The sequence below is a fragment of the Streptomyces sp. NPDC050619 genome, from assembly GCF_040654815.1.
In the GTDB taxonomy this organism is placed as follows: domain Bacteria; phylum Actinomycetota; class Actinomycetes; order Streptomycetales; family Streptomycetaceae; genus Streptomyces.
Map to the genome: position 1 here is coordinate 179624 of NZ_JBFAIR010000019.1, position 20500 is coordinate 200123.

The following is a 20500-nucleotide window of genomic DNA, read 5'->3' on the forward strand; positions in this document are numbered from 1 at the left end:
CGGGTGAATGCCCTTCCCCCAGGCGAAACAGCTGTGATTGGGTGAGCCGCGCCACCAGGGGGTGGCATATGCGCTGTGGCCTGAACCGGGCCTGGGGAGGGCAAACCGATGCGCTCGGTTCGCATACGGATTCTCGCGACGCTGCTCGTGCTGGCCGGCGTCGGAGTGGGCGGCTGGCAACTGCTGCCGCAGAACGGCGCGGGCAAGACCATCACCGTCGGCACCACGGACGCCGTCACCTCGCTCGACCCGGCCGGCGCCTACGACGCCGGCTCCTGGGCGCTGTTCAGCAACGTCTTCCAGTCACTGCTGACCTTCGAGCCGGGCGGCGCCACGCCCGTGCCCGACGCGGCCGAGAGCTGCGCGTTCGCCCGCGGTGACCTGCGCACCTATCGCTGCCGGCTGCGTGCGGGCCTCACCTTCCCGAGTGGCCGCGCGGTGACCGGCGAGGACGTGAAGTACTCCTTCGACCGGGTCACGAAGATCAACTCCGAGGTCGGCCCCGCCTCCCTGCTGGGCACCCTCCGTTCGGTGAGCGCGAGCGGCCGGAGCGTCACCTTCCATCTGTCCTCGGCCGACGCCACCTTCCCGTTCAAGGTGGCCACCGGCGCCGGCTCCATCGTCGACCGCACCAAGTACCCGCCGGACGGCCTGCGCACCGGCCCCGGCGTCGCCGGCACGGGACCGTACGAGCTGACGGCGTATACGAAGGGCAAGAAGGCCGCTCTCACCCCCAACGGGCACTACAAGGGCGCCCTCGGCGGCACCGGACGCCCCGTCGAGCTGCGCTACTACGCCGACGGCGAGAAGCTGGAGGCCGCCTGGAAGGCGAAGCGGATCGACGTCGCCACCCGTCAGCTGCCGCCCGGGGTCCTCGCCGGGCTGAACGAGAGCGACCCGAAACAGCGCGTGTCCGAGGCCGACAGCTCGGAGACCCGCAACCTGTACCTCAACACCCGCGCCGGCTCGCCCCTGCACGATGCCCGGGTCCGGCAGGCCATGGCCTGGCTGATCGACCGCGAGCGGCTGGCGGCCACGGTCTACGACGGCACCGTCGACCCTCTCTACTCGCTGATCCCGGCGGGCATCACCGGCCACACGACGTCGTTCTTCGACCTCTACCCGGAGCAGGACCCCAAGAAGGCCAGGGAACTGCTCACCGAGGCCGGCGTGACGCTCCCGGTCCGCTTCACCTACGGCTACGCCACCGGCCGCGGCGCCGGAGCCGAGGAGGCCGCGGAGATCAAGCGGGAGCTGGAGGCGAGCGGTCTGTTCAAGGTCACGGTCAAGGGCTACGAGTGGACCGACTTCCAGCAGCGCTGGGCGACCGGCAAGCTGGACGCGTACGCGGTCGGCTGGGTGGCCGACTATCCCGACCCGGACACCTTCGGCGGCCCGCTCGTCGGCTCCGAGGGCACCATGAACACCGGCTACCACAGCAAGACCGTCGACCGTCTGATCCGGGACAGCCAGCGGTACGCCGACCGGAGCGAGGCCGCCGACGACTTCCGCGAACTCCAGCAGGCCGTCGCGGTCGACGTGCCGGTGATCCCGCTGTGGCAGGCCAAGGATTACGTCGTCACCAACGAGGACATCGGCGGCGGCCAGTACCTGTCGGACGGCACCGGAGTCTTCCGGCTCTGGCGCCTCACCTGGATCTGACGCGGGCCTTACGACGACACAGGCGGCCCCGCCGGCAGAGCGACCGTCACCGCCAGCCCCTCGCCCGGCGCCGTCCGCACCGTCACCTCGCCGCCGTGCGCCCGCACCACCCCCTGCACGATCGCCATGCCGAGCCCGCTGCCCGCACCCCCGCCGGCCCGGAAGAACCGGTCGAAGACGCGCGCCGCGTCCTGCGGACCGAGCCCCGGCCCCTTGTCCGCCACACACAGCCGGACGACCCCGTTCGCGCGCTCCAGGCCGAGCCGCACCGGCACATCGGCGGGCGTGTGCGTGCGCACGTTGCCCACCAGGTTGCCGAGCACCTGGCGCAGCCCGGACTCGTCGGCGTGCACCAGCAGGGATCCGTCGGCGTCGACCGTCACCGGCCGCTGCGGCTGCTGCACGCGCAGGTCCTCGGCCGCGTCCCGCACCAGGCGGCTCATGTCGACGTTCCGGAAGCGCAGTTCGGGCTGCTGGTCGAGGCGGGCGAGGGTGAGCAACTCGTCGACGAGCCGCCCCATGCGGTCGGCCTCGGCCATCACCCGCCCCCAGGCCCGTGTGCGGGCGTCCGGGTCGGACAGCATCCCCTTGTCGTACAGCTGGAGGTAGCCGCGTATCGCGGACAGCGGGGTGCGCAGCTCGTGCGAGGCGTCGGCGACGAAGCGGCGCAGCTGGGTCGCGCTGCGCTCGCGCGTGCGGTACGCCGACTCCACCTGGTGGAGCATGGAGTTGAGGGCGAGGCGGAGCTGTTCGACCTCCTGGGTCGGATGGTGACTGGAGGGGACGCGCCGGGTCAGGTCCCCCTCGGCTATCGCCGAGGAGGTCTCCACCATGTCCTCCAGGGGCCGCATCCTGCGGCGGACGCTGAACATCGTCAGACAGGCCAGCAGCGCGAGCAGCAGCGCGCCGATGGCGAGGTCGAGCCTGATGGCCTTGTCGACGCCCTGGTGGAGGGCGTCGGTCGAGGTGGCGAGCAGCACCCGGGTGCCGTCGGCGAGCCGGGTTCCGGTCACCCGGTACGAGGTGCCGTGCACGGTGACGTCGTGCGGCTCGGGGTCCTGGATGAGCGCGCTCGGGTCGTCGACCGCGTCCGCCAGGCCGCGCTGGGCGTCGGTCGGCAGGAGACCGAGGATGCCGAAGGCCTCGCCCCGGGCGTCGACGACGGTGAACAGCGAGTCCGGCCGCGGCTGGTCGCCGTTCTGCTCCCGGGTGAGCCGGTCGCGGACGAAGCCCAGCGCGCCCAGCGACTCGATCGACCGCACCTCGAGCCGCGAATCGGCCAGCGACTGACGGGTCTTGGCCAGCTCCGTGTCGATCTGGTCGAGGAGGTAGTACCGCATGCCCATCACGCTCACGGCGGTCGCCGCGACGATACCGAGGGCGAGCAGCGCCACGTTCGCCAGCGTCAGCTGGCCGCGCAGCGAATGGACGCCGTGCTTGCAGCGGAGCCTCGGGACCTTGGGGATCCTCATGACCTTGGGGATCCTCATGCCAGCCCGTATCCCACGCCCCGCCGCGTGGTGATCACCGGCGGTCCCAGTGTGTCGAGCTTGCGCCGCAGATAGCTGATGTAGGTCTCGACGACGGTCGACTCGGGCGGGGTGTGCTCGTACTGCCAGACATGGCGCAGGAGTTGCTCCTTGGGCACGATCCGGCCGCCGTTGCGCACCAGGAAGCGCAGCAGGGCGTACTCGGTGGGGGTGAGCTCGACGGAGCTGCCCGCGCGGTGCACCGAGTACGTAGCCTCGTCCAGCTCCAGGTCGCCGTACCGCAGGGGTGGCCGCTGCGGGAGGACGTCGGCCGGGCGGGTGCGGCGCAGTACCGCCGTGATCCTGGCGACGACCTCGTCGATGTTGAACGGCTTGGTGATGTAGTCGTCGCCGAAGCCGAGGGCGCCGACGATCTCGGCGGGCGAGTCGCGCGCGGTGAGGAAGACGAGCGCCAGCTCCGGGCGCTCCACGCGCAGTCGGCGGCCCAGGGCGCGGCCGTCGCCGTCCGGGAGCATGACGTCGAGCAGCACCGCGTCGATGGGGGTGCCCCCGCGCGAGCCTGTTCCAGGGTGGGGGAGGGTGCGCTCGATGAGCGCGAGCGCCTCGCGGACCGTACCGGCCGTCATCACCTCGAAGCGGTGGTAGCGCAGAGCGATGGCGAGGACGTCGGCGATGCTCTCCTCGTCCTCCACGATCAGCACGGTGCCTGGAGCCGTCACCATGTCCCCCGTTTCGGCCGTCATGTCCCCAGTATCGGCGGGCCCACTGACAACGGGGCCGGTTCGCGCTTTGGAGTTCCTTGAGAGTCATGCTCATCGCATGTCCACGCGCGCGTGCCGCCGCAATCCTGTTGCCCAGGACCTGGGGGACCGACCGACCGGACACTGGAGGGGATTGAGCGTGGCGACACTGGCACGCTGGTGCTATCGGCACCGGCTGGTGGTCCTGTTGCTGTGGGTGGGGGCGCTGTTCGGCCTGGGCGCGGCGAGTACGTCCGCGGGCACGAACTACGCGGAGGTTTTCTCGCTGCCCAACACGGACTCCAAGAGCGCGTACGACCTGATGGAGAAGGCCTTCCCGGAGCGCGCGGGGGACACCGACACGGTGGTGTGGAAGGTCGAGGAGGGCTCCGTGCGGGACGCCTCCGTACGGTCCCGGATCGAGCCCGCGCTGCGGGAGATCGGCCAGATGAAGGGGGTCGGCGAGGTCACCGACCCGTACGGGGCCCGGGGCGCGGCCCAGATCAGTGAGGACGGGCGGATCGCGTACGCCCAGGTCACCTTCGCCGAGCAGGCGAACGCCGTACCGAAGGACCTGGTGCAGGACGTCGTCGACACGGCGCGGGACGCCGGCGGCGACGGCCTCCAGGTGGAGCTGGGCGGCCAGGCCATCACGCGCGTGCAGGAGCCGCCCACCGGCACCGCCGAGCTCGTCGGCATCCTCGCGGCGGCCGTCGTGCTGTACCTGGCCTTCGGCTCGCTGCTGGCGATGCTGCTGCCGATCCTGATCGCGCTGTTCGGCGTGGGCACCGGAATGTTCGGGACGCAGCTGATCAGCCACGTCACGAACGTGCCCGAACTCGCCTCCCTCCTCTCGACGTTGATCGGCCTGGGCGTCGGCATCGACTACGCCCTGTTCATCGTCACCCGGCACCGCAAGGGCATCCTGCGCGGCCTGGACCCGGAGGAGGCGGCGGCCACCGCCCTCAACACCTCCGGCCGGGCCGTGCTGTTCGCGGGCGGCACGGTGTGCATCGCGCTCGCCGGGATGCTGGTGACGAACCTGCGCTTCCTGGACGGCGTGGTCATCGGCACCTCGCTCACCGTCGTGCTCAGCGTGCTCGCGGCCGTCACCCTGCTGCCCGCGCTGCTCGGCGTCCTGGGCCACCGGGTGCTCAGCCGCCGCCAGCGCCGCAAGCTGGCCGCGACCGGCCCCGAGCCGGAGCGCACGAGCGGCCTCGCGGCTCGGTGGTCCGGGGCGGTCGAGCGCCGCCCGCGCTCGATCGCGCTCCTGGCGGTGGTCGTGATGGCCGTCCTCGCCCTCCCGTTGCTCTCCCTGCGCCTCGGCACCGTCGACCAGGGCAACGACGAGGCGTCGACGACCACCAAGAAGGCGTACGACCTGCTCGCCGACGGTTTCGGCCCCGGTTTCAACGGCCCGCTCCAGGTGGTCGTGGACGGCGACGCGGGGGCCAACCTGGTCGCGACGATCAAGGAGACGGAGGGCGTCGCCCAGGCCGTCTCGGCGCCTCCCGCGAACGGCGTCACGGTGATCCAGGTGATCCCGACCACCTCACCGCAGGCCGTGGAGACGGACCGCCTCATCGACACCCTGCGCGACGAGGTGATACCGGAGGCGGGCGTCAAGGCGCACGTCGGCGGCGTGACGGCCGTGTCGAAGGACTTCGCGTCGGTGACGGCGGACCGGCTGCCGTACTTCATCGCGACGATCATCGGCCTGGGCTTCGTGCTGCTGCTGATCGCGTTCCGCTCGGTAGTCGTCCCTTTGACGGCGGCCGTGATGAACCTGGTCGCGGCGGCGGCCTCCTTCGGTGTCCTCGTGGCGATCTTCCAGTGGGGCTGGGGCCTGAACCTGCTCGGCCTCGGCCAGGAGGGCCCGATCGCCGCCTTCCTGCCGATCATCATGCTGTCCCTGCTCTTCGGCCTCTCCATGGACTACCAGGTGTTCCTGGTCAGCCGGATGCACGAGGAGTGGGTGCACACGAAGGACAACGCGCGAGCGGTCCGGGTCGGCTTGGCGGAGACGAGCAGGGTCATCAACTCGGCGGCCCTGATCATGGTCTGCGTCTTCCTGGCGTTCGTCCTGAGCGGCGACTACGGCGCGGCGATGGCGGGCGTGGGCCTCGCGGCAGCGGTCGCCCTGGACGCCTTCATCCTGCGTACGGCCCTGGTGCCGGCCGCGATGCACCTGCTCGGCAAGTCCAACTGGTGGCTGCCGGTCTGGCTGGACAAGCGGCTGCCGCATCTGGCGGTGGAGCCGAAGGAGGAGGCGGCTTCTTCGGAAGCGCCTGCCGCGGAGGGCGGCCCCGCGTCGGTGATCCACGGCTTCGTCCGTACGGCGGAGGGGGAGCCGGTGGGGGGCGCTGACGTGACCCTGCTGTCGAAGGGCGGACGCCAACTGGACCGGGTGGTGTCGCTGGCCGACGGTTCGTACATCGTGTCGGTGCCGAGTCCGGGGGCGTATCTGCTGGCGACCGAGGCTTCGTCGTACGGGTCGCGGGCGCGGCAGGTGGTGGTGGGGGACGGGCCGTTGGTGTGTGACGTGGAGCTGGCTGAGGGGGAGGTGGACGCGGTCAATTAGCCTTCGGCTGACCGGCCTTGATGATCTGGCCGACGTCGAGAGTGACTGCGGCTCCGATCGAGTCCGGCAGTGTGATGACCTCGCCGGGGGCGTGGACGCGGTGGTTCGCGTACTCGTCCCCGGCCGGTTCGGTGAGGACGTGGAGGCGCTGGTGCTTGCGGTCGACGACGACGTAGACGGGGACCTTCGCCTCGGAGTAGGCGGCGACCTTGGTCTTCAGGTCGTTCTTCCAGTTCCCGGAGGTGACCTCTAGGACGAGCCGGAAGCAGACCGGGTCGTAGGCGTTGTTCTCGATGAGGTGGTCGTCGACATCGGCGTCCACCACGGCGAGGTCGGGGATGGCGTAGTCCTCGGTGTCGGTGGGCAGCCAGAGGCCGATGCCTTGGAGTACCTCAGTTTCGCCGTCGTCCAGCCCTGCCGCGATGAACGGGCGCATGAGCTTGGTCAGGGCGCGAGCGTGGGGGACATCCGGGGCTGGGGTCACGAGGAGATTGCCTCCGATGACCTCGACGCGGTAGCCCGGATGGCGCTCCATGATCTCGTCGGCGATGGCGGTGAGCGTGACCGGCTCGTCCTCGAAGGGCTGCTCGACGGATGCAGCGGACATCACGTGCCTCCTGTGGGCTGGTGTCGAGGGAATCATCGTAGGCAGGCCGCACGCTTGGTGTCCCGTTCGAGCCCATTCACCCGATCGTGGATCACTCCGCCCGCCCCTTCGCCCCCGCCCCCGGATCCGGCAGCACCTTGGTCATCCCCGGCAGAAAGTCCGTGAACAACTCATGCACCTCCCGCACCAGCGGCCGCAGCACCCGGAACCGAGCCAGAGCGACCCCCCGAGCGGTGAGCCGGGCTCCCCGCTCGGCCAGCCGATAGGTCCGCTCGCGCCCCTCGGTCCGGTCGAAGATCCAATACAGCACGAGCCCCATCTGCGCGAGCCACATCAACTCCGGGAGGATGTCCCGCAGTTCCTCCGGAACCTTGGTCTTCGTCGCCCCCGCCAGCACCTCCCGGTGGACGCTGATCGCCTCCACGCGCGCGTGCTCCGACTCGGAGGAGAAGGGGCTGAGCGGGCTGTCCGGGTCGGCGGCGTTCTTGAAGAACTGCACCGCGAACTCGTGGTAGGGCGCGGCGATGTCCAGCCACGACTTCAGAACCCCCGCGAGCCGCGCCTCCAGGTCGCTCTCCCGCTCCAGGACCTCCCGGACCGCCACCTGGTGCTCGGCGGCGATCCGGTCGTAGAAGCCCTGGATCAGGTGTTCCTTGCCCTCGAAGTAGTAGTACGCGTTGCCGACGGAGACCCCGGCCTCCTGGGCGATGGCCCGCATGGTCGTCTTGTCGTAACCCCGCTCCTGGAACAGCCGCATCGCCGTCTCCAGGATCAGCGCGCGGGTCTGCTCGGACTTGCTGGGGTTATCGCCCTTGTCGGGGCCGTCGTTGTTCGCAGGCACGGACGGAGCCTAACGAGTGGCGCGGGCCCCGCTGTCGTGCGCCCACGCCCTACGCGCCCTACGCCCTACGCTCTGCGCCCCAGCTCCGGCCGCTTGCGGTAGTCCGTGAACCCGATGACGTTCCCCCAGGGGTCGGAGATCTCGACGGTCCAGCCGGTGGCCATGGACAGGGGCTCGTCGAGCGGGGCGATGCCGGCGGCGGCCAGCTCCCGGCCGGCGGCCCGTGCGTCCGGCACCTCCAGCCACACCCGCGGCGAGGGCCACGGCGGCGGCCGATGCCCCAGCCCGTCCTCCACCCGCAACAAAATCCCGGGCGTCTCGCCCCCGACCCTCAACAAGGCGACCCCGCCCTCGTCGAACCGGAACCCCACCGCGAACCCGGCACGCTCATAGAACCCGACGGCCTCCCCGAGGTCTCCGACGGGCAACAGCACGTTGTCGAAACCGAGCAGTTCGTACGACTCGTCATCTGACATGTCGTCAGATTAGGTGGACCGCCACGAGGAACGAGGGACCCGGCCGCCGGGGCGCGACGGAGTCACTCGTCGGGGTCAGAGCGTGACGGCCCGCAGGCTCGTGCCATCGGGCGGCACCAAGATGAGCTCGGTCTGGAAGCGATCAGCGGCCAGCACTGCCGCGAGGCCCTCTTGCAGGTCTTTGACGAAATACTCGGGAACCTCCAGCGACGGGAAATGTCCCCCGGTTTCGGGCGTCCTCCATCGGACGATCTGTCGGTACCGCTGCTGTGCCCAGGGGCGCGGACACTTCTCGACGTCGCGGGGATACATGGTGAGTGCTGACGGGACGTCGACCCGAAGTTCGGGGTCCAGCGAGTTGTGGCTTTCGTAGTAGATGCGGGCTGCCGAAGCGCCGGTCCGCGTCAGCCAATACAGGGTGACGTCGTCAAGAACGCGGTCTATGGAAATCGTCTCGAACGGGCTGTCTTCGGTGTCTGACCACTCGGCGAACTTGTCAAGGATCCAGGCAAGAAGCCCGACCGGTGAGTCGACGAGCGAGTAGCCGATGGTCTGCGGCCGGGTCGCCTGCTGCTTCGCGTACGCCGCGCGGTGGCGCCAGAAATCGCGGGTTTCCTCGGTCCACTTGCGTTCGGTCGCCGTCAGCCCGTCCGTTGTCAACCCGGGCGGTCCCTCCGCGAACGTTGTGTGGATGCCGAGAACGTGCGCCGGGAACCTGCCGCCGAGAACCGTGGTGATATTGCCTCCCCAGTCGCCGCCGTGGGCTGCGAACTTGCTGTAGCCGAGCCTTCCCATCAGTTCCACCCATGCGGCCGCGATCTTTTCGGTTCCCCACCCGGTGGTGGCCGGCTTGTCGCTGTAACCAAAGCCCGGCAGCGACGGGACCACGACGTGGAACGCCGGTGCGTCCGCTTCTTTCGGATCAGCCAGCTCGTCCACTACATCGATGAACCGGGCAATGCTGTCTGGCCAGCCGTGCGTCAGGATCAGAGGAGTGGCATCCGCGCGCGCGGATCGGCGGTGCAGGAAGTGGATTCCCAGATCATCAATGGTCGTGCGGAACTGGCCGATACGGTTCAGGCGCTCTTCGAATGACCGCCAGTCGTACCCGGTGCGCCAGTAGTTCACGACATCGACGAGGTCGGCGAGAGGAACACCCTGTTCCCATCGGCCAGGGTCGGGCGCGGCGCGATAGACCGTCTCAGTCTCCGGTAGACGCGCCGCGGCCAGTCGCGCGCGCAGATCGTCGAGGTCGGCGTCGGTTGCGTGGGCTTCGAATGCTTGCACGTCGCTGGTTGGACGGGGCATGAGACCTCCTGGCCGTCGTGGAACCGGCTACGACCCATCGCGAACCGGCTAAGACGGTTCTACCAAGCCTCGTAGTCACGCTGCAACCGGCTAAGGTGGTTCCATGCGTACTGGGTTTCCTGACTTCCGCCTCGGTAAGGTGCTGGCGACCAGCTTCACGGGGACTCTGTCGGAGCGTCATGGCAACGCTGTGGAGCGCATTCCCACGCCGCACCGACTCGTCGACTGGCTGGCAGTGAACGGCCTCGCCGTGGACTCCTGCACCACTGCCCAGCTCGAACTCGCCCGGGAACTGAGGGAGTCGATTCACGTCGCCGCGACAGCGGCCGCGCTCCAGGACGCTCTCCCTGCGTCTGCTGTCCAAGTCATCAATGAACGCAGCACTCAGGGGCGGGCCGCGGCGATCCTGACGCCCGAGGGGAAGCGGCGATGGCGGCTCAGCTCGGCTTCCCGCGTGGAGGATGCCCTCGGCGTGGTCGCCGCCGACGCGATCAGCATCATCGCAGGCGAACGAGACGGAAAATTGGCCTTGTGCGCATCACCAACCTGCCAAGCCGCCTTCTTCGACACGAGCCAAAGCCGCACCCGCAAATGGTGTGACATGAACACGTGCGGGAATCGTCAGAAGAAAGCGCGCTTCAATGCCAAGAGCGACGGCGATGGGGTCTGAGGCCGGCTATCAGGGCGCGCAGTTGGTGCGGGCCGGTCGTCAGGATCGTTTCCGGTTCGTCGCTCTCGCGGAGGAGGATCGTTCCTGTGGGGGTGGTGGCGAGGTAGACGCAGGCGGAGCCTTCTTCGCTGTAGGTCGACTTCTGCCAGTTGGGTTCGGTCACGGTCCGTCTCTCAGATGTCTTGGGCGATGCGGTGGATGAGGTCGAGCGAGGCGGCCGGCTTCAGCGCGACCGTCTCCATCCGGTCCAGGACTAGCCGGTACTTCTCCAATTGTCCTGCGGCGTAGACGAGTTCGCTGCCGTGTGCGGTGTCGACCTCGACGGTGTCGAGAGCGGTCACCGGACCGTGGAAGTAGTCGACGGCGTGGCCTGTGGTGGGGAACGACGTGCCGTCGAAGGGGATCACGCGGAGGGTGACGTTGGCCTGCTCGCTGACCTCGGCGAGATGCTTCAGCTGGGCCTTGGCCACATCACGGCCGCCGAACTGCATGCGCAGGGCGGCCTCGTGGACGATCGCCGTGTACGGCGGGGGCTGCTCGCGGTAGAGGACGGCCTGGCGCTTGATGCGGTGGGAGATGCGGTACTCGATCTCGTGCGGGCGCAGGGCGGGAACTGCTTGGCGAAACAGCGCGCGGGCGTGCTCCGGAGTCTGGAGCAGGCCCGGGATGTTGATGACCTGGGTCACGCGCAGGGCGGTGGCGTTGTACTCCAGTTCCGCGAGATCCAGAAGCCGGGGCGGCAGAGTGTCCCGGTACTCCTCCCACCAGCCGCGCGTGCGGTCCGCGGCCATGCCCGCGAGGGCGTCGACCAGGGGTTGGTCCGTGCAGCCGTAGATGTGGGCGAGGGTGTGCACGCGCTCCGCGCTGACGCCGAAGCGGTTGGCCTCGATGTTGCTGACCTGTGCCTGGGTGGTGCCCAGGTGCCGGGCGGCCTCGGCGGCGGTCATGCCGGCGCGTTCCCGCAGGCGACGCAGCTCTACGCCGATGCGGAGGCGGCGTGCCGTGGGCGTGTTCCTTGGTGCCATTCCCTCGCTCCGTTCCGTACACCTGACGTGGCGGTCACCCACACGAAGTAAATCCCTGAAGCTTTTGCGCACTAGTGCAAAACCTTCAGGGATGGCAGTCTACGGTGAGACCCGAACCACTCAACCAACAACTCCCCCCACCACAGGAGGCGTTCATGGTCACCGTAGTCCCGCCGGAGTGCGAAGCAACCTCAACTTGGGCGTATGCCCTCCAACTGCCCCACGATCCACGGGCCGCACGCATCGCCCGGGTGACCCTGCGGGCCGTACTCGCCGGGCACGGGATGGATCAACTCCAAGACACCGCCGAGCTGTTGGCCTCGGAACTGGTCACCAACGCCTACCGCTACTCGGACGGCTCCGCGACCCTCCGGCTGCGCGGGCTCGACCGCAGTCGGCTACGGGTGAGCGTCTGGGACACCAACCCGCACATCCCTCCGCCCTTCGACAAGCGGACGAGGCCCCTGTGCCCCGTCCCGGCCGAGGCCGACGGCGGGCGCGGGCTGTTCCTCGTATGTCATTACGCGGACGCGTGGGGCGGCTATCCGCTTGGGGGCGATCTCTTCGGGCGGGGCGGGAAGTTGCTGTGGTGCGAGGTCGGGATGTCGGCCGGGCGCAACGCGCAGATCGTCCTCAACGACACCGATGTCATGCAGCAGGAAGAGGCGCGACCTCAGCCACTGGTGGGTTGAGACGAGCGAAGCCCTCCTGGCGTTGGTAGGGAAAGTACGGATACGGCGCTGTCCTGCCACTTGCCGCGTCGAGTTTCGTCATCTGGTCGGGCGTAAGAGTCCAGCCGACGGCACCCAGGTTCTGGCGGAGTTGCTCCTCGTTGCGGGCGCCGATGATGACGGAGGAGACGGTCGGGCGTTGCAGGAGCCAGTTGATGGCGATTTGCGGGATGGTTCTGCCGGTCTCCTGCGCGATCTCGTCGAGGGCGTCGACCACGCGGTAGAGGTGGTCGTCCTCGACCGGCGGGCCGTAGTCCGCGGTGTCGTGCAGTCGGCTGTTGGCCGGTAGGGGCTGGTCGCGGCGGACTTTGCCGGTGAGGCGTCCCCAGCCGAGGGGGCTCCAGACGACGGCTCCGAGGCCCTGGTCCAGCCCGAGGGGCATCAGCTCCCATTCGTAGTCGCGGCCGAGGAGGGAGTAGTAGACCTGGTGGGCGACATAGCGCGGGTGGCCGTATCTCTCCGCGATCGAGAGGGACTTCATCGTCTGCCACCCGGAGAAGTTGGAGACGCCGAGGTAGCGGACCTTTCCCGCTCGTACGAGATCGTCGAGTGCGGACAGGACTTCCTCGATCGGGGTGCCGGCGTCGAAGGCGTGCAACTGGAACAGGTCGATGTGGTCGGTGCCGAGCCGGCGCAGGGCGTCCTCGCACGCGGTGATCAGACGTGAACGGGAGGAGCCCGCATCGCCCGGTCCGTCGCCCATCGGCAGGCTGGTCTTGGTGGACAGGATCACCTGGTCCCTGCGGCCTTTGATCGCTTCGCCCAGGACCTCCTCCGAGGCGCCGCCGGAGTAGACGTCGGCCGTGTCGAACATCGTGATCCCGGCGTCCAGGCAGATGTCCACGAGACGGCGTGCCTCTTGTGCGTCGGTGTTGCCCCAGGCCCCGAACAGCGGGCCTTGGCCGCCGAAGGTGCCGGTGCCGAAGCTCAGTGCGGGGACCTTGAGGCCGGATGCGCCCAGCCGTCTGTATTCCATGGCTGTTCCCTCTCTCGCCTGGCTGATCTATCTAATGGGACTGAGGTTCCGTTAGAGTGCCTCCTTCAAGGTAGCAGGCGTGAGCGATTAACGAAACTGGAGTCCCGTTATGGCTTTTGAGGGCGCGGATCCGGGAACCGTCCGTCCCGGAGGGCGCACGGCACGCGTGCGGGCGGCGGTGCTGCAAGCGGCCGGGGACGCCTTGGCGGAGCATGGCTTTGCCCACCTGGACCTCGCCGCCGTCGCGAGCCGTGCCGAGGTGGGCAAGACCACCGTCTACCGCCGTTGGGGAACGGTGACCGGGCTGGTGGCCGACTTGCTGCTGGACATGGCCGAGCAGTCACTGCCACGGACCGAGACCGGCTCGCTGCTCGGCGATCTCAAGGCCAACGCCCGGCTCGTGCAGCGCACGTTGGCCGACCCGCGGCAGGGGGCGCTCTTCAAAGCGGTGATCGCGGCCGCCCTGTCCGAGGCGAAGACGGCCGAGGCCCTGCACCGCTTCTACGACATCCGCGTCGAGGAGTGGGCACCCTGCGTACAGCAGGCCATCGACCGGGGGGAGGTGCCTGAGGGCACGGACGTCCACGAGGTGATCCGCGCCGTCTCCGCACCCCTCTACTACCGCCTGCTGACCACCGGCCAGAGCCTCGACGAAGCCGCCGCGGACCGGGCCGCCGAGGCCGCGGCGGCGGCGGCGCGCGCGGGAGCGTACCTGCGGGGTGAGTGAGAGGTAGGTCTAGGCTCTGTCTCTTTGGTCAGCGTCGGGTCCAGATGAGGATGGCCGCAAGGTGGAGTGCGGCCTGGTGGGCGATGGCGAGTTGGTCGGTTCGTGTGGCCAGGCCGCGCCACTGCTTGGCGGTTGATGCACCGCTCGACGGTGTTCTGCTGCTTGCAGACCTCATGCGGGTCCGGGTAGAGCAGTGGACCGAGGACCGCGACCGCCGCACCGGCGTCCACGCCTCCTCGGCGACGGCGCCCCGCTGGCGCTGAAGACGCCCCTGGACTGCGGGCGTTGGGGTCGAGTCAGACTCCACGGGGACCTCGACGCAGACAGCCCGACCGCATGGGCAGCTCCATGACGGATACGGTGACGGATCCGCTTCCATCCCTTGTTCCGTAACGTCGGCCACGGCCTGTGCACAAGCATCACTGATGTAGGCAATGACAGTGCCCGCCCAGGGCGTGACGCCCTGTCGTCCATTAGCCTCCGCCAGACATGACGGGCCGTCGGATTTCTCCCCCCACAAGATGGAGATACGGCATGACCGCAGTGACGACGAAGAACAGAGCAACGAGGAAGAAGAGGATGAGCCGTGTGGCAGCGGTGTCAGTCTTCTGCGCCGCCACGCTTTAGGAATGGCCACATCGGCGCAGGCATACTCTGCGTGGACCATAAAAGGGTATGCATGGGACACGGAGGATCGGGCAAAGGAAGACATCCCTGGCCTGCAGCAACAGTGCCGCGACGCGAACGGGCAGGTATCCGCCGTCAATGTTTATCCAATTGGCGTGCCCGACAACCCGAACGCATTTTACGCATCGGTAACCTGCTGCACCAGGTGACGTGGCGGGCACGCCGCAGCGGTCGGTCTCGATAAGGGTGCCGGCCTGCATCACGTGCCTGCGACTGGCCGCCTTCGACGCTGAACGGCCTGCTCCAGCGTGGGTGCCTGGGCCAGGGCGGTTTCAAAGTCTGACTGTTCATGTGTCCGTGCTGGTCAGCGGAGTCCGAGGAGAGCCAGCGGACGAGTGAACGGCTCGTAGGGCAGGTCGCGGAGTCCTGCGGCGATGGTGTGGTGCCCGGCGGCGCGGAGGCGGTTGATCGCGAAGCTGCGGAGGGTGGCCATGTTCTCCGGGCCGTGCTGGGTGCGCACCTGGGACGCGTCCTTGCGGAAGGCGGTGTCATGGACGAAGTGCAGCCGGTTTTCGATGACCCACTGCGAACGAATGATCTTCGCCAGTCGCTGCGGGGAGGCTTCCTGGCTGGTCAGGTCGGTGATGACGTAGACCGTCTCGCGGCAGCGCCTGCCGGTCTTCAGACAGGTGCGATGGCGTACGACCCGGGCGACCTGGGCGGCGTGCGGGAAGTCGAGGCCGTCGACGGTCAGGACCTGGACCACGCGGGTCTCCTTGCGTCCGTGGCCCTCGCTACGGTCGTAGAACTTCGGCCGTCACGGTCACCCCGGTCAGGTCGAACGGGGCCAACAGGCCGGCGTGGCAAGTGATTTCATTCGTCTCGTCCGGTACCCGCAACTGCGTGACGGTCAGCCCGTCACCGGTCATGGCGGCGAGCAGGTGCGCGGCGGGGGTGTCGTCGTGGCGCGAGCCTCGGGCGCTCTTGCCGTCCACCGCCAGGGTGTCGGCGCCGGACCGATCGCATCCCAGCAGTCCGGCGAGGCCACCCGGACACACTCGGTTGATCAACCTGCGGATCGTCGCGGTGCTCGGGGCGATGCGCACCGTGAAGGCGGACACAGTCCGCGCGCCGAGCCGGGCCAGGGTGTCCTGCGGAGCGTTTGGCGCCCACTGCCCGATCGCTGTGAAGGACCGGGCCCCGCACATGACCGCTGAGCAGGCCACCAGCAACACGCTCACGAACGGGTGACGCCTGCCGCGCCGGTCACGTGGATCGGGCAAGGCCGCCAGTCTCGACGGCAGGTCGCCGATCGCGCGATGCTGACGCGCGGGCGACTTGACCAGGCACACGGTGGCAGACCGACGACACATCGAAGCTCCGGTCGGTACAGGCGACTTGGTAGGTCGCCAGCATCAACCGGAGCTTCGTTGCGTGCGTTGGCGGCCCGCCACTTCATCGTGACGATGCCGTGACCAGCACGGATCGTTGATCGACAAGACTTTGAAACCGCCCTGGGGCGAAATTGCGATTGCGCGACGCATGGCCGCCATCTCGTACGCTTTCGTCACTTCAGAAATTCCCCTCTTTGCGGGCGCCACCGGGCACCTGCGCGTGGCCGAGACCGCGCCGGAGGGGAAAACGACTCCCTCGCTCTCCGAGATCGGTTGAGAAACGGATTCTGACGGTGGTGATCTGGAGTAAAAAGCGCGTGGCGCGTGGACAATGCGTCTTTATGAAGGCAGCGCCTTTCGGTAGCTCAGCATGATTGTGTCCTGGACGTGGCCCCCTATCACACTCCCTTCATGATGTCCCCATCCCGCTGCACTGTCGGGAGTCTTGACCGCACGAGTAATGGAGCCCATATTGGCTACGTCGGGACGCGTTATCCCTCGAATGTATAGATCCTTTCCGGGATCGAATGCGGTCGACGATGAATCCCCCCACCATCACGCCCACGTGACTCCTGTTATGCCAGAGCTGTACCTATCTGCCATACGTCAGGTTTTCCGTGGGGAGAGGACGAGAATGCGCAAGAAGTTGTGGAGTCGCTCAATGGCGACGACTCCGTTCCTTGCTGTCATGGTTCTTTTCGCGGCGGGCCCTGCTCATGCGGCGGACCGTGCCTGTCTCCGAAACTCGGATACGGACTTGGTGGAAATCGCACCAAAAGCTGCTGACTGGGACCAGCAAGCCAGGTCCGTGACGCGGCAGAGTGCCAGGGACGTCTGGTACGACGTGATCTGGAGGGGGAAAAAGTATGTGTGCTCAGACGACTCTCCAGGCAACTGCCAGGCTACATGGTCCGAAAGCAAAAACACGACTTTCGGTTGGTCCGTAGGTTCTGTAGCCCAGCTCGGTAACGCGTCTTCGAAGGATTCGAAGAAGTGGTACAACTTCATCTTCGCTCTCATCCCCAATGTCGGGAAGACGACGACGATGAGCAGCACCTTCTCAATACAGACGCCGCTCCGTCCGGGAGACGTCGCTGAGCCGCAGCAGGTGGTCAAGCGTCGGTGGACGCAGGGCGACTATGTGGGCGGGTGGATCAAAGAAAATGAAGGATGCATTTATGGCCTCAATCAGTCAGGTAATTGGTACCACTGGGACCCGAACGTGAGGTTTGGCAACTGGGAGACCAACGTCCGGGAGGAAGAGCTTTCCGGTATCGCGATCAATGGCGTGCTGAAAAAAAGCTGACCTCCATCCCGGGCCAGAGTGGTTCGCCCAGGAATAGTGGTGGTCAGTCGGTTTGCCCGGCTGGAAATGGCGAACGCAACTCCTGATGATCAAGGTTCTCGAAGCCATAGATCATGAACAGGGGTCGCGTTCGCTGCCACCTTCCCTGATCGACGTCCTCGCATGCCACCGCGAGGACGTCGATCTCCCATGCTTGCCTGCTGACCTGCGCACATTGGCCCAGGTGCTGGACGAGGTGCCCGATCCGCGCCGGGTCCGCCGCTACCGGATCGGCTCCCTGCTCGCGCTGTGCCTCGTTGCCGTCCTCGGCGGTGCCAAGCCGGTAACGGTCATTGCCCGATGGACGACGCCATCAGCGCCTGGCTCAGCCGATACGCCACCGACCGTGTCCGAGGCCCTCAAGGCAGGGCTCGTGGACGAGATGTTCCTCCATCAAGTGCCGGTCCTGCTCGGCGGCGGTCGGCCCTTTCTTCTCTTCCAGCCGCTCCCCGAGCACGTGCGCCTCCGCCTCGTCGAAACCGCCCAGGCGCCCGGCGTCACCCACCTCCACTACGAGATCGAGCGATGGCCCTCGGCACCGGCGAAGCCGCGTCGCTCGCCGACAACCACCACTGCCACAAGCTCAACCGAACCCTGATGGAGGCGGCCCGACGCCTGCGCAGCAGACCCTGCGCCGTTCGGTCGGCGAGTCGTCAGGCGCCATGGGCACCTTGGGTACCCCAAGTGCGCGACCGAGATGTCATGCTCGCACGGGCGGTTGGACGCGACAGCAGGCCAAGGAAAAACCCCGGCCGGGCCGACACCGCTCGGCCCAGCCCAACGAACAGCACGGGAGTGTGAGGCGTCCACCAGAGCTGTTGTGAAGATCTGTGCAGGTCAGGGACGACAGGACGAGGATGTCCAGTCCTGCGGCCTCGAACTCGTCGTAGGCGCCGGCGCGCCGGACTCCGAGATAACGGAGGGCCTGGGAGATGGGTCCCCCTCCTGCGGGGAGTGCGGAGCCTTCCGGCAGGTGCAGTGGCCCGAGCGTGAGTGTGCCGCTGTTCCAGACGGCGGCTTGTTGTTCGCCTGTGCCACCGAAGTATTCGGCTTCGACATAGGCGACCGGACGGGTGCTCGACCAGAGTGCGAGACGACGGTCGAAGCCGCTCGGCATGCCCCAGAAGTTCAGGGGCCGGTTGCTGGAGCCGTCGGTGACAGCATCGAAGAAATCGCCGGTGACCGGGAGAAGCGACAGGTTTCCGTGGAGCGGCGCGAACCCAGCCGCGCTGATTTCTCTGGTCGCGACCCTGAGTAAGGCGCTGTCCGCGATGATCGCGCGTAGCTCGTAGCTCATTCGTCCTCTCCCGTTGTCCGGTCGGGAAGCCGGTAGCGCTCCAACACGTGTGTTCGCGATCCCGAAGCCAGCTTTCGATGCGATGCCATGACTTGCTGATGGGACGCAGTTCCATAGCTCCTCCTGGCCTCCGGGCCGAGATGCGAACTACGCGACGATCACCCGGGTTCCGTCGAAGTTGGCGACGATCTCCAATTCCCCACCCAGCGCCGCGACATAAGCCGCCACCGTTCCCACTTCCGTGGACGCCGTCCTGCCGCGTTCGATGGCAGAAACGCGCTCCTGCCTCACATGCATACGGTCGGCTACCTCGCGCTGCGTCAGCCCGAGTTGTCGGCGCATCTCGGCGAGTCGGTGCGCGCGGGCCTCGGCCACCATGCGCCGGGCTCCGTCAGCGATCTCCTCGAGGTCGTCGGTGTCGAAGATCTCCTGCTTGACTTCGTCCCAGGAGTGGAAGCTGGTCACTTCTGCGTCTCCTTCCTGTGGCGCTCGGCCACATGATCCAGCCACAGCGTGTAGCGCTCTTCGGCGGGGGGGGGGGGGGGGGGATCGCACGGCGATACCACTCTGTCCATTGCCCAGCCTTGTCGCCCGCGACGGGCAGAACGGCGTTGCGCTCTGGATCGAAGGCGAACAAGACCCGGATTTCCGTGCTCCCGCTCGGCCCCGGGCGCAGCTCTTTGAGGTGGTGAAGAGATGAACCCTTGATTCGGTCCACCAGCGGGCGCCCGAGGTCAGGGCCTTCCTCTACCAGAGCACGTACTGGAGGCATCCGGGTGCGGCGAGTCGATGCCGGTCACCCCATGGAGTGACCGGCGATCCTCATCCACTCATCGGAGTTCAGCTGTCGCCGGCCCCGCACCCAACCCGCCGCCCGCTCACCGCGACATCATCCACCCGCACGTCGTACGACGACGGACTCGGGTCGGCCTGGTACAGCTGCCAGCCCAGCTTGAGTTTGTCGAAGGTCGGGAAGGTGAAGTCGTCCGCGGTGCCGCCGTGATTCTTCGTGGAGACCGTGAGGTCGGACTGTTCCACGCCGTTCAGGTACACGGTGACCCGGTTGTCCGTGGCGTCCAGGTGGAATTCGGCGCACTGCCACTTCCCGGCCTTCGCCGGCGCGGACGTCTTCCAGGACGTCCAGTCGCCCGTCAGGCCGAGGTCGGAGCCGACGCCCCAGAAATTGCCCTTGTCCGTGGGAGCGTACTGGCCGCCCAGCGGGCGGACGAGTGTCGGCGCGTCGGAACCGGACGCCTCCGCGATCGTCCAGTGGGCCCAGTCGGGGGCGGTGGGGAAGTCGGCTACGCGTAGGCGCAGGCGGGCCCAGTAGCTGTTGCCCGGTGGGGCGAGGTCGGGGAAGACGAGGAAGGCGTGGCCGTTGCCCTCGGTGCGGATGCGGAGTTCGCGGCCGTGGCCGGTGGTGCTGGGGGCGACGGTCAGGGTGCCGTCGGAGGTGTCGGTGGTCCAGTTCCCGCTCGATGTCACGGGACCGAGGGGGAGGTGGTCGAAGTTCTCCCGGGCGAGGGTTCCGTACGGAGAGTGGGGTGTGGGGGCTGCTGAGGCAGTGGGGGGTATCGCGAGCAGTATCGCCGCTGCGGCTGACAGTGCGGCGGCGGTTTTTCTCAAGGGTGCGAATGCCATGGGAGCAGTCTGCTGCTCTTGTCCCACAAGTCACAGCAGTTACATAGCACTTGGCCCGTGAAAGCGCCCTCCGTGTCCTGATTGTGTGGCATGTCCGCAGCGCGATCGACCAGCCGGGTGCTGTCGGTACACTTCGCGCCGTGCGCACGGGCGGTGCGCGTTCTGGGGGTTACTGGGACCGCTGGCCGCTCACGGCCCACCTCGCGCAGGCGCTCGCCCGGCTCCAGCGCAGACGCTGGCACACGCTGCGCAAACGGGCCGATGGAGCGGTCAGTGGGGACACCGCGCGCCGGGTACAGGCTGACGTCCGGCGCCGTCTCGCCGCTCGCCCGCCGACCGAGGCAGTCAACCTCTGCTGGTCC

The 20500-nt window shown here is 67.9% G+C and carries 22 protein-coding genes and 3 pseudogenes; 9 read left to right on the top strand and 16 right to left on the bottom strand.

The genetic code is table 11. From position 1 onward, the window contains the following. Positions 1–108: 108 nt before the first annotated feature. Positions 109–1662 carry an ABC transporter substrate-binding protein gene (locus AB0I77_RS29165; RefSeq protein WP_363285694.1) on the top strand — a complete coding sequence of 518 codons (1554 nt, stop codon included), beginning with the start codon at positions 109–111 and terminating at the stop codon, positions 1660–1662. Between the two features lie 8 nt (positions 1663–1670). Here AB0I77_RS29165 and AB0I77_RS29170 read toward each other — a convergent pair whose 3' ends face one another. Both AB0I77_RS29170 and AB0I77_RS29175 read right to left on the bottom strand, forming a co-directional pair. Next, on the bottom strand, positions 1671–3134 hold the full coding sequence (locus AB0I77_RS29170) for a HAMP domain-containing sensor histidine kinase (protein WP_363285695.1): 1464 nt from the start codon (positions 3132–3134) through the stop codon (positions 1671–1673). A gap of 14 nt (positions 3135–3148) precedes the next feature. Continuing rightward, a complete protein-coding gene (locus AB0I77_RS29175) occupies positions 3149–3874 on the bottom strand; it encodes a response regulator transcription factor (protein ID WP_363285742.1) in 726 nt (241 codons plus the stop codon). A gap of 187 nt (positions 3875–4061) precedes the next feature. Between AB0I77_RS29175 and AB0I77_RS29180 the strand changes: the two genes are divergently transcribed. Beyond that, positions 4062–6473: an MMPL family transporter gene (locus tag AB0I77_RS29180; RefSeq protein ID WP_363285743.1), complete on the top strand. Its 2412-nt coding sequence runs from the start codon at positions 4062–4064 to the stop codon at positions 6471–6473. Here the strand turns inward: AB0I77_RS29180 and AB0I77_RS29185 are convergent. From AB0I77_RS29185 to AB0I77_RS29200, 4 genes and pseudogenes are all read right to left on the bottom strand, one after another. Continuing rightward, positions 6466–7080, bottom strand: a complete 615-nt coding sequence (locus tag AB0I77_RS29185) for a Uma2 family endonuclease (RefSeq protein ID WP_363285696.1) — start codon at positions 7078–7080, stop codon at positions 6466–6468. The two genes, AB0I77_RS29180 and AB0I77_RS29185, sit on opposite strands and share 8 nt — an antisense overlap. Before the next feature lie 91 nt (positions 7081–7171). After that, positions 7172–7921 carry a TetR family transcriptional regulator gene (locus tag AB0I77_RS29190; RefSeq protein WP_363285697.1) on the bottom strand — a complete coding sequence of 250 codons (750 nt, stop codon included), beginning with the start codon at positions 7919–7921 and terminating at the stop codon, positions 7172–7174. A 65-nt stretch (positions 7922–7986) separates the two neighbouring features. Then, positions 7987–8397 (bottom strand): VOC family protein, encoded by a 411-nt coding sequence (locus AB0I77_RS29195; protein ID WP_363285698.1) that lies wholly within the window; start codon positions 8395–8397, stop codon positions 7987–7989. A gap of 138 nt (positions 8398–8535) precedes the next feature. After that, a pseudogene (locus tag AB0I77_RS29200) lies at positions 8536–9705 on the bottom strand (epoxide hydrolase family protein); the annotation flags it as partial. Positions 9706–9808: 103 nt separating this feature from the next. Between AB0I77_RS29200 and AB0I77_RS29205 the strand changes: the two are divergent. Next, the gene (locus AB0I77_RS29205) at positions 9809–10375 is read left to right on the top strand and encodes a CGNR zinc finger domain-containing protein (RefSeq protein ID WP_363285699.1); all 567 of its coding nucleotides are present in this window, start codon (positions 9809–9811) and stop codon (positions 10373–10375) included. Here the strand turns inward: AB0I77_RS29205 and AB0I77_RS29210 are convergent. Then, on the bottom strand, positions 10344–10538 hold the full coding sequence (locus AB0I77_RS29210; RefSeq protein WP_363285700.1) for a DUF397 domain-containing protein: 195 nt from the start codon (positions 10536–10538) through the stop codon (positions 10344–10346). The two genes, AB0I77_RS29205 and AB0I77_RS29210, sit on opposite strands and share 32 nt — an antisense overlap. A 10-nt stretch (positions 10539–10548) precedes the next feature. Continuing rightward, complete coding sequence (locus AB0I77_RS29215; protein WP_363285701.1) at positions 10549–11400, bottom strand: helix-turn-helix transcriptional regulator; 852 nt, start codon at positions 11398–11400, stop codon at positions 10549–10551. Between the two features lie 155 nt (positions 11401–11555). Here AB0I77_RS29215 and AB0I77_RS29220 point away from each other — a divergent pair, with 155 nt between their 5' ends. Further along, positions 11556–12092 carry an ATP-binding protein gene (locus tag AB0I77_RS29220; protein WP_363285702.1) on the top strand — a complete coding sequence of 179 codons (537 nt, stop codon included), beginning with the start codon at positions 11556–11558 and terminating at the stop codon, positions 12090–12092. Here the strand turns inward: AB0I77_RS29220 and AB0I77_RS29225 are convergent. Further along, positions 12049–13107 (bottom strand): aldo/keto reductase, encoded by a 1059-nt coding sequence (locus AB0I77_RS29225; RefSeq protein WP_363285703.1) that lies wholly within the window; start codon positions 13105–13107, stop codon positions 12049–12051. The two genes, AB0I77_RS29220 and AB0I77_RS29225, sit on opposite strands and share 44 nt — an antisense overlap. A gap of 109 nt (positions 13108–13216) precedes the next feature. On the opposite strand from AB0I77_RS29225, the gene AB0I77_RS29230 reads away from it, so the two are divergent. Beyond that, positions 13217–13834 carry a TetR/AcrR family transcriptional regulator gene (locus AB0I77_RS29230; protein ID WP_363285704.1) on the top strand — a complete coding sequence of 206 codons (618 nt, stop codon included), beginning with the start codon at positions 13217–13219 and terminating at the stop codon, positions 13832–13834. A gap of 28 nt (positions 13835–13862) precedes the next feature. Here AB0I77_RS29230 and AB0I77_RS29235 read toward each other — a convergent pair. After that, positions 13863–13998 (bottom strand): annotated as a pseudogene (locus tag AB0I77_RS29235) (IS5/IS1182 family transposase); the annotation flags it as partial. A gap of 270 nt (positions 13999–14268) precedes the next feature. On the opposite strand from AB0I77_RS29235, the gene AB0I77_RS29240 reads away from it, so the two are divergent. Next, the gene (locus tag AB0I77_RS29240; RefSeq protein WP_363285705.1) at positions 14269–14670 is read left to right on the top strand and encodes a hypothetical protein; all 402 of its coding nucleotides are present in this window, start codon (positions 14269–14271) and stop codon (positions 14668–14670) included. A 155-nt stretch (positions 14671–14825) separates the two neighbouring features. On the opposite strand, the gene AB0I77_RS29245 is transcribed toward AB0I77_RS29240, so the two are convergent. Together AB0I77_RS29245 and AB0I77_RS29250 are read right to left on the bottom strand one after the other, a co-directional pair. After that, the gene (locus AB0I77_RS29245; RefSeq protein WP_363285706.1) at positions 14826–15227 is read right to left on the bottom strand and encodes a transposase; all 402 of its coding nucleotides are present in this window, start codon (positions 15225–15227) and stop codon (positions 14826–14828) included. A 28-nt stretch (positions 15228–15255) separates the two neighbouring features. Next, positions 15256–15744 carry a transposase family protein gene (locus AB0I77_RS29250; RefSeq protein WP_363285707.1) on the bottom strand — a complete coding sequence of 163 codons (489 nt, stop codon included), beginning with the start codon at positions 15742–15744 and terminating at the stop codon, positions 15256–15258. Positions 15745–15949: 205 nt separating this feature from the next. Here AB0I77_RS29250 and AB0I77_RS29255 point away from each other — a divergent pair, with 205 nt between their 5' ends. The 3 genes from AB0I77_RS29255 (at position 15950) to AB0I77_RS29265 (ending at position 17798) form a co-directional block, all read left to right on the top strand. Further along, positions 15950–16132 carry a hypothetical protein gene (locus AB0I77_RS29255; protein WP_363285708.1) on the top strand — a complete coding sequence of 61 codons (183 nt, stop codon included), beginning with the start codon at positions 15950–15952 and terminating at the stop codon, positions 16130–16132. 384 nt (positions 16133–16516) lie between these two features. Continuing rightward, the gene (locus tag AB0I77_RS29260; protein WP_363285709.1) at positions 16517–17161 is read left to right on the top strand and encodes a hypothetical protein; all 645 of its coding nucleotides are present in this window, start codon (positions 16517–16519) and stop codon (positions 17159–17161) included. An 85-nt stretch (positions 17162–17246) separates the two neighbouring features. Then, on the top strand, positions 17247–17798 hold the full coding sequence (locus AB0I77_RS29265; protein WP_363285710.1) for a dihydrofolate reductase family protein: 552 nt from the start codon (positions 17247–17249) through the stop codon (positions 17796–17798). 102 nt (positions 17799–17900) lie between these two features. Here AB0I77_RS29265 and AB0I77_RS29270 read toward each other — a convergent pair whose 3' ends face one another. The 4 genes and pseudogenes from AB0I77_RS29270 to AB0I77_RS29285 form a co-directional block, all read right to left on the bottom strand. Next, a complete protein-coding gene (locus AB0I77_RS29270; RefSeq protein WP_363285711.1) occupies positions 17901–18497 on the bottom strand; it encodes a hypothetical protein in 597 nt (198 codons plus the stop codon). Positions 18498–18644: 147 nt separating this feature from the next. Next, positions 18645–18962, bottom strand: a complete 318-nt coding sequence (locus AB0I77_RS29275) for a helix-turn-helix transcriptional regulator (RefSeq protein ID WP_363285712.1) — start codon at positions 18960–18962, stop codon at positions 18645–18647. Continuing rightward, a pseudogene (locus tag AB0I77_RS29280) lies at positions 18959–19251 on the bottom strand (type II toxin-antitoxin system RelE/ParE family toxin); the annotation flags it as partial. The gene AB0I77_RS29275 and the pseudogene AB0I77_RS29280, both read right to left, overlap by 4 nt. Positions 19252–19337: 86 nt before the next feature. After that, positions 19338–20138 carry a hypothetical protein gene (locus tag AB0I77_RS29285; protein ID WP_363285713.1) on the bottom strand — a complete coding sequence of 267 codons (801 nt, stop codon included), beginning with the start codon at positions 20136–20138 and terminating at the stop codon, positions 19338–19340. Positions 20139–20500: the final 362 nt, after the last annotated feature.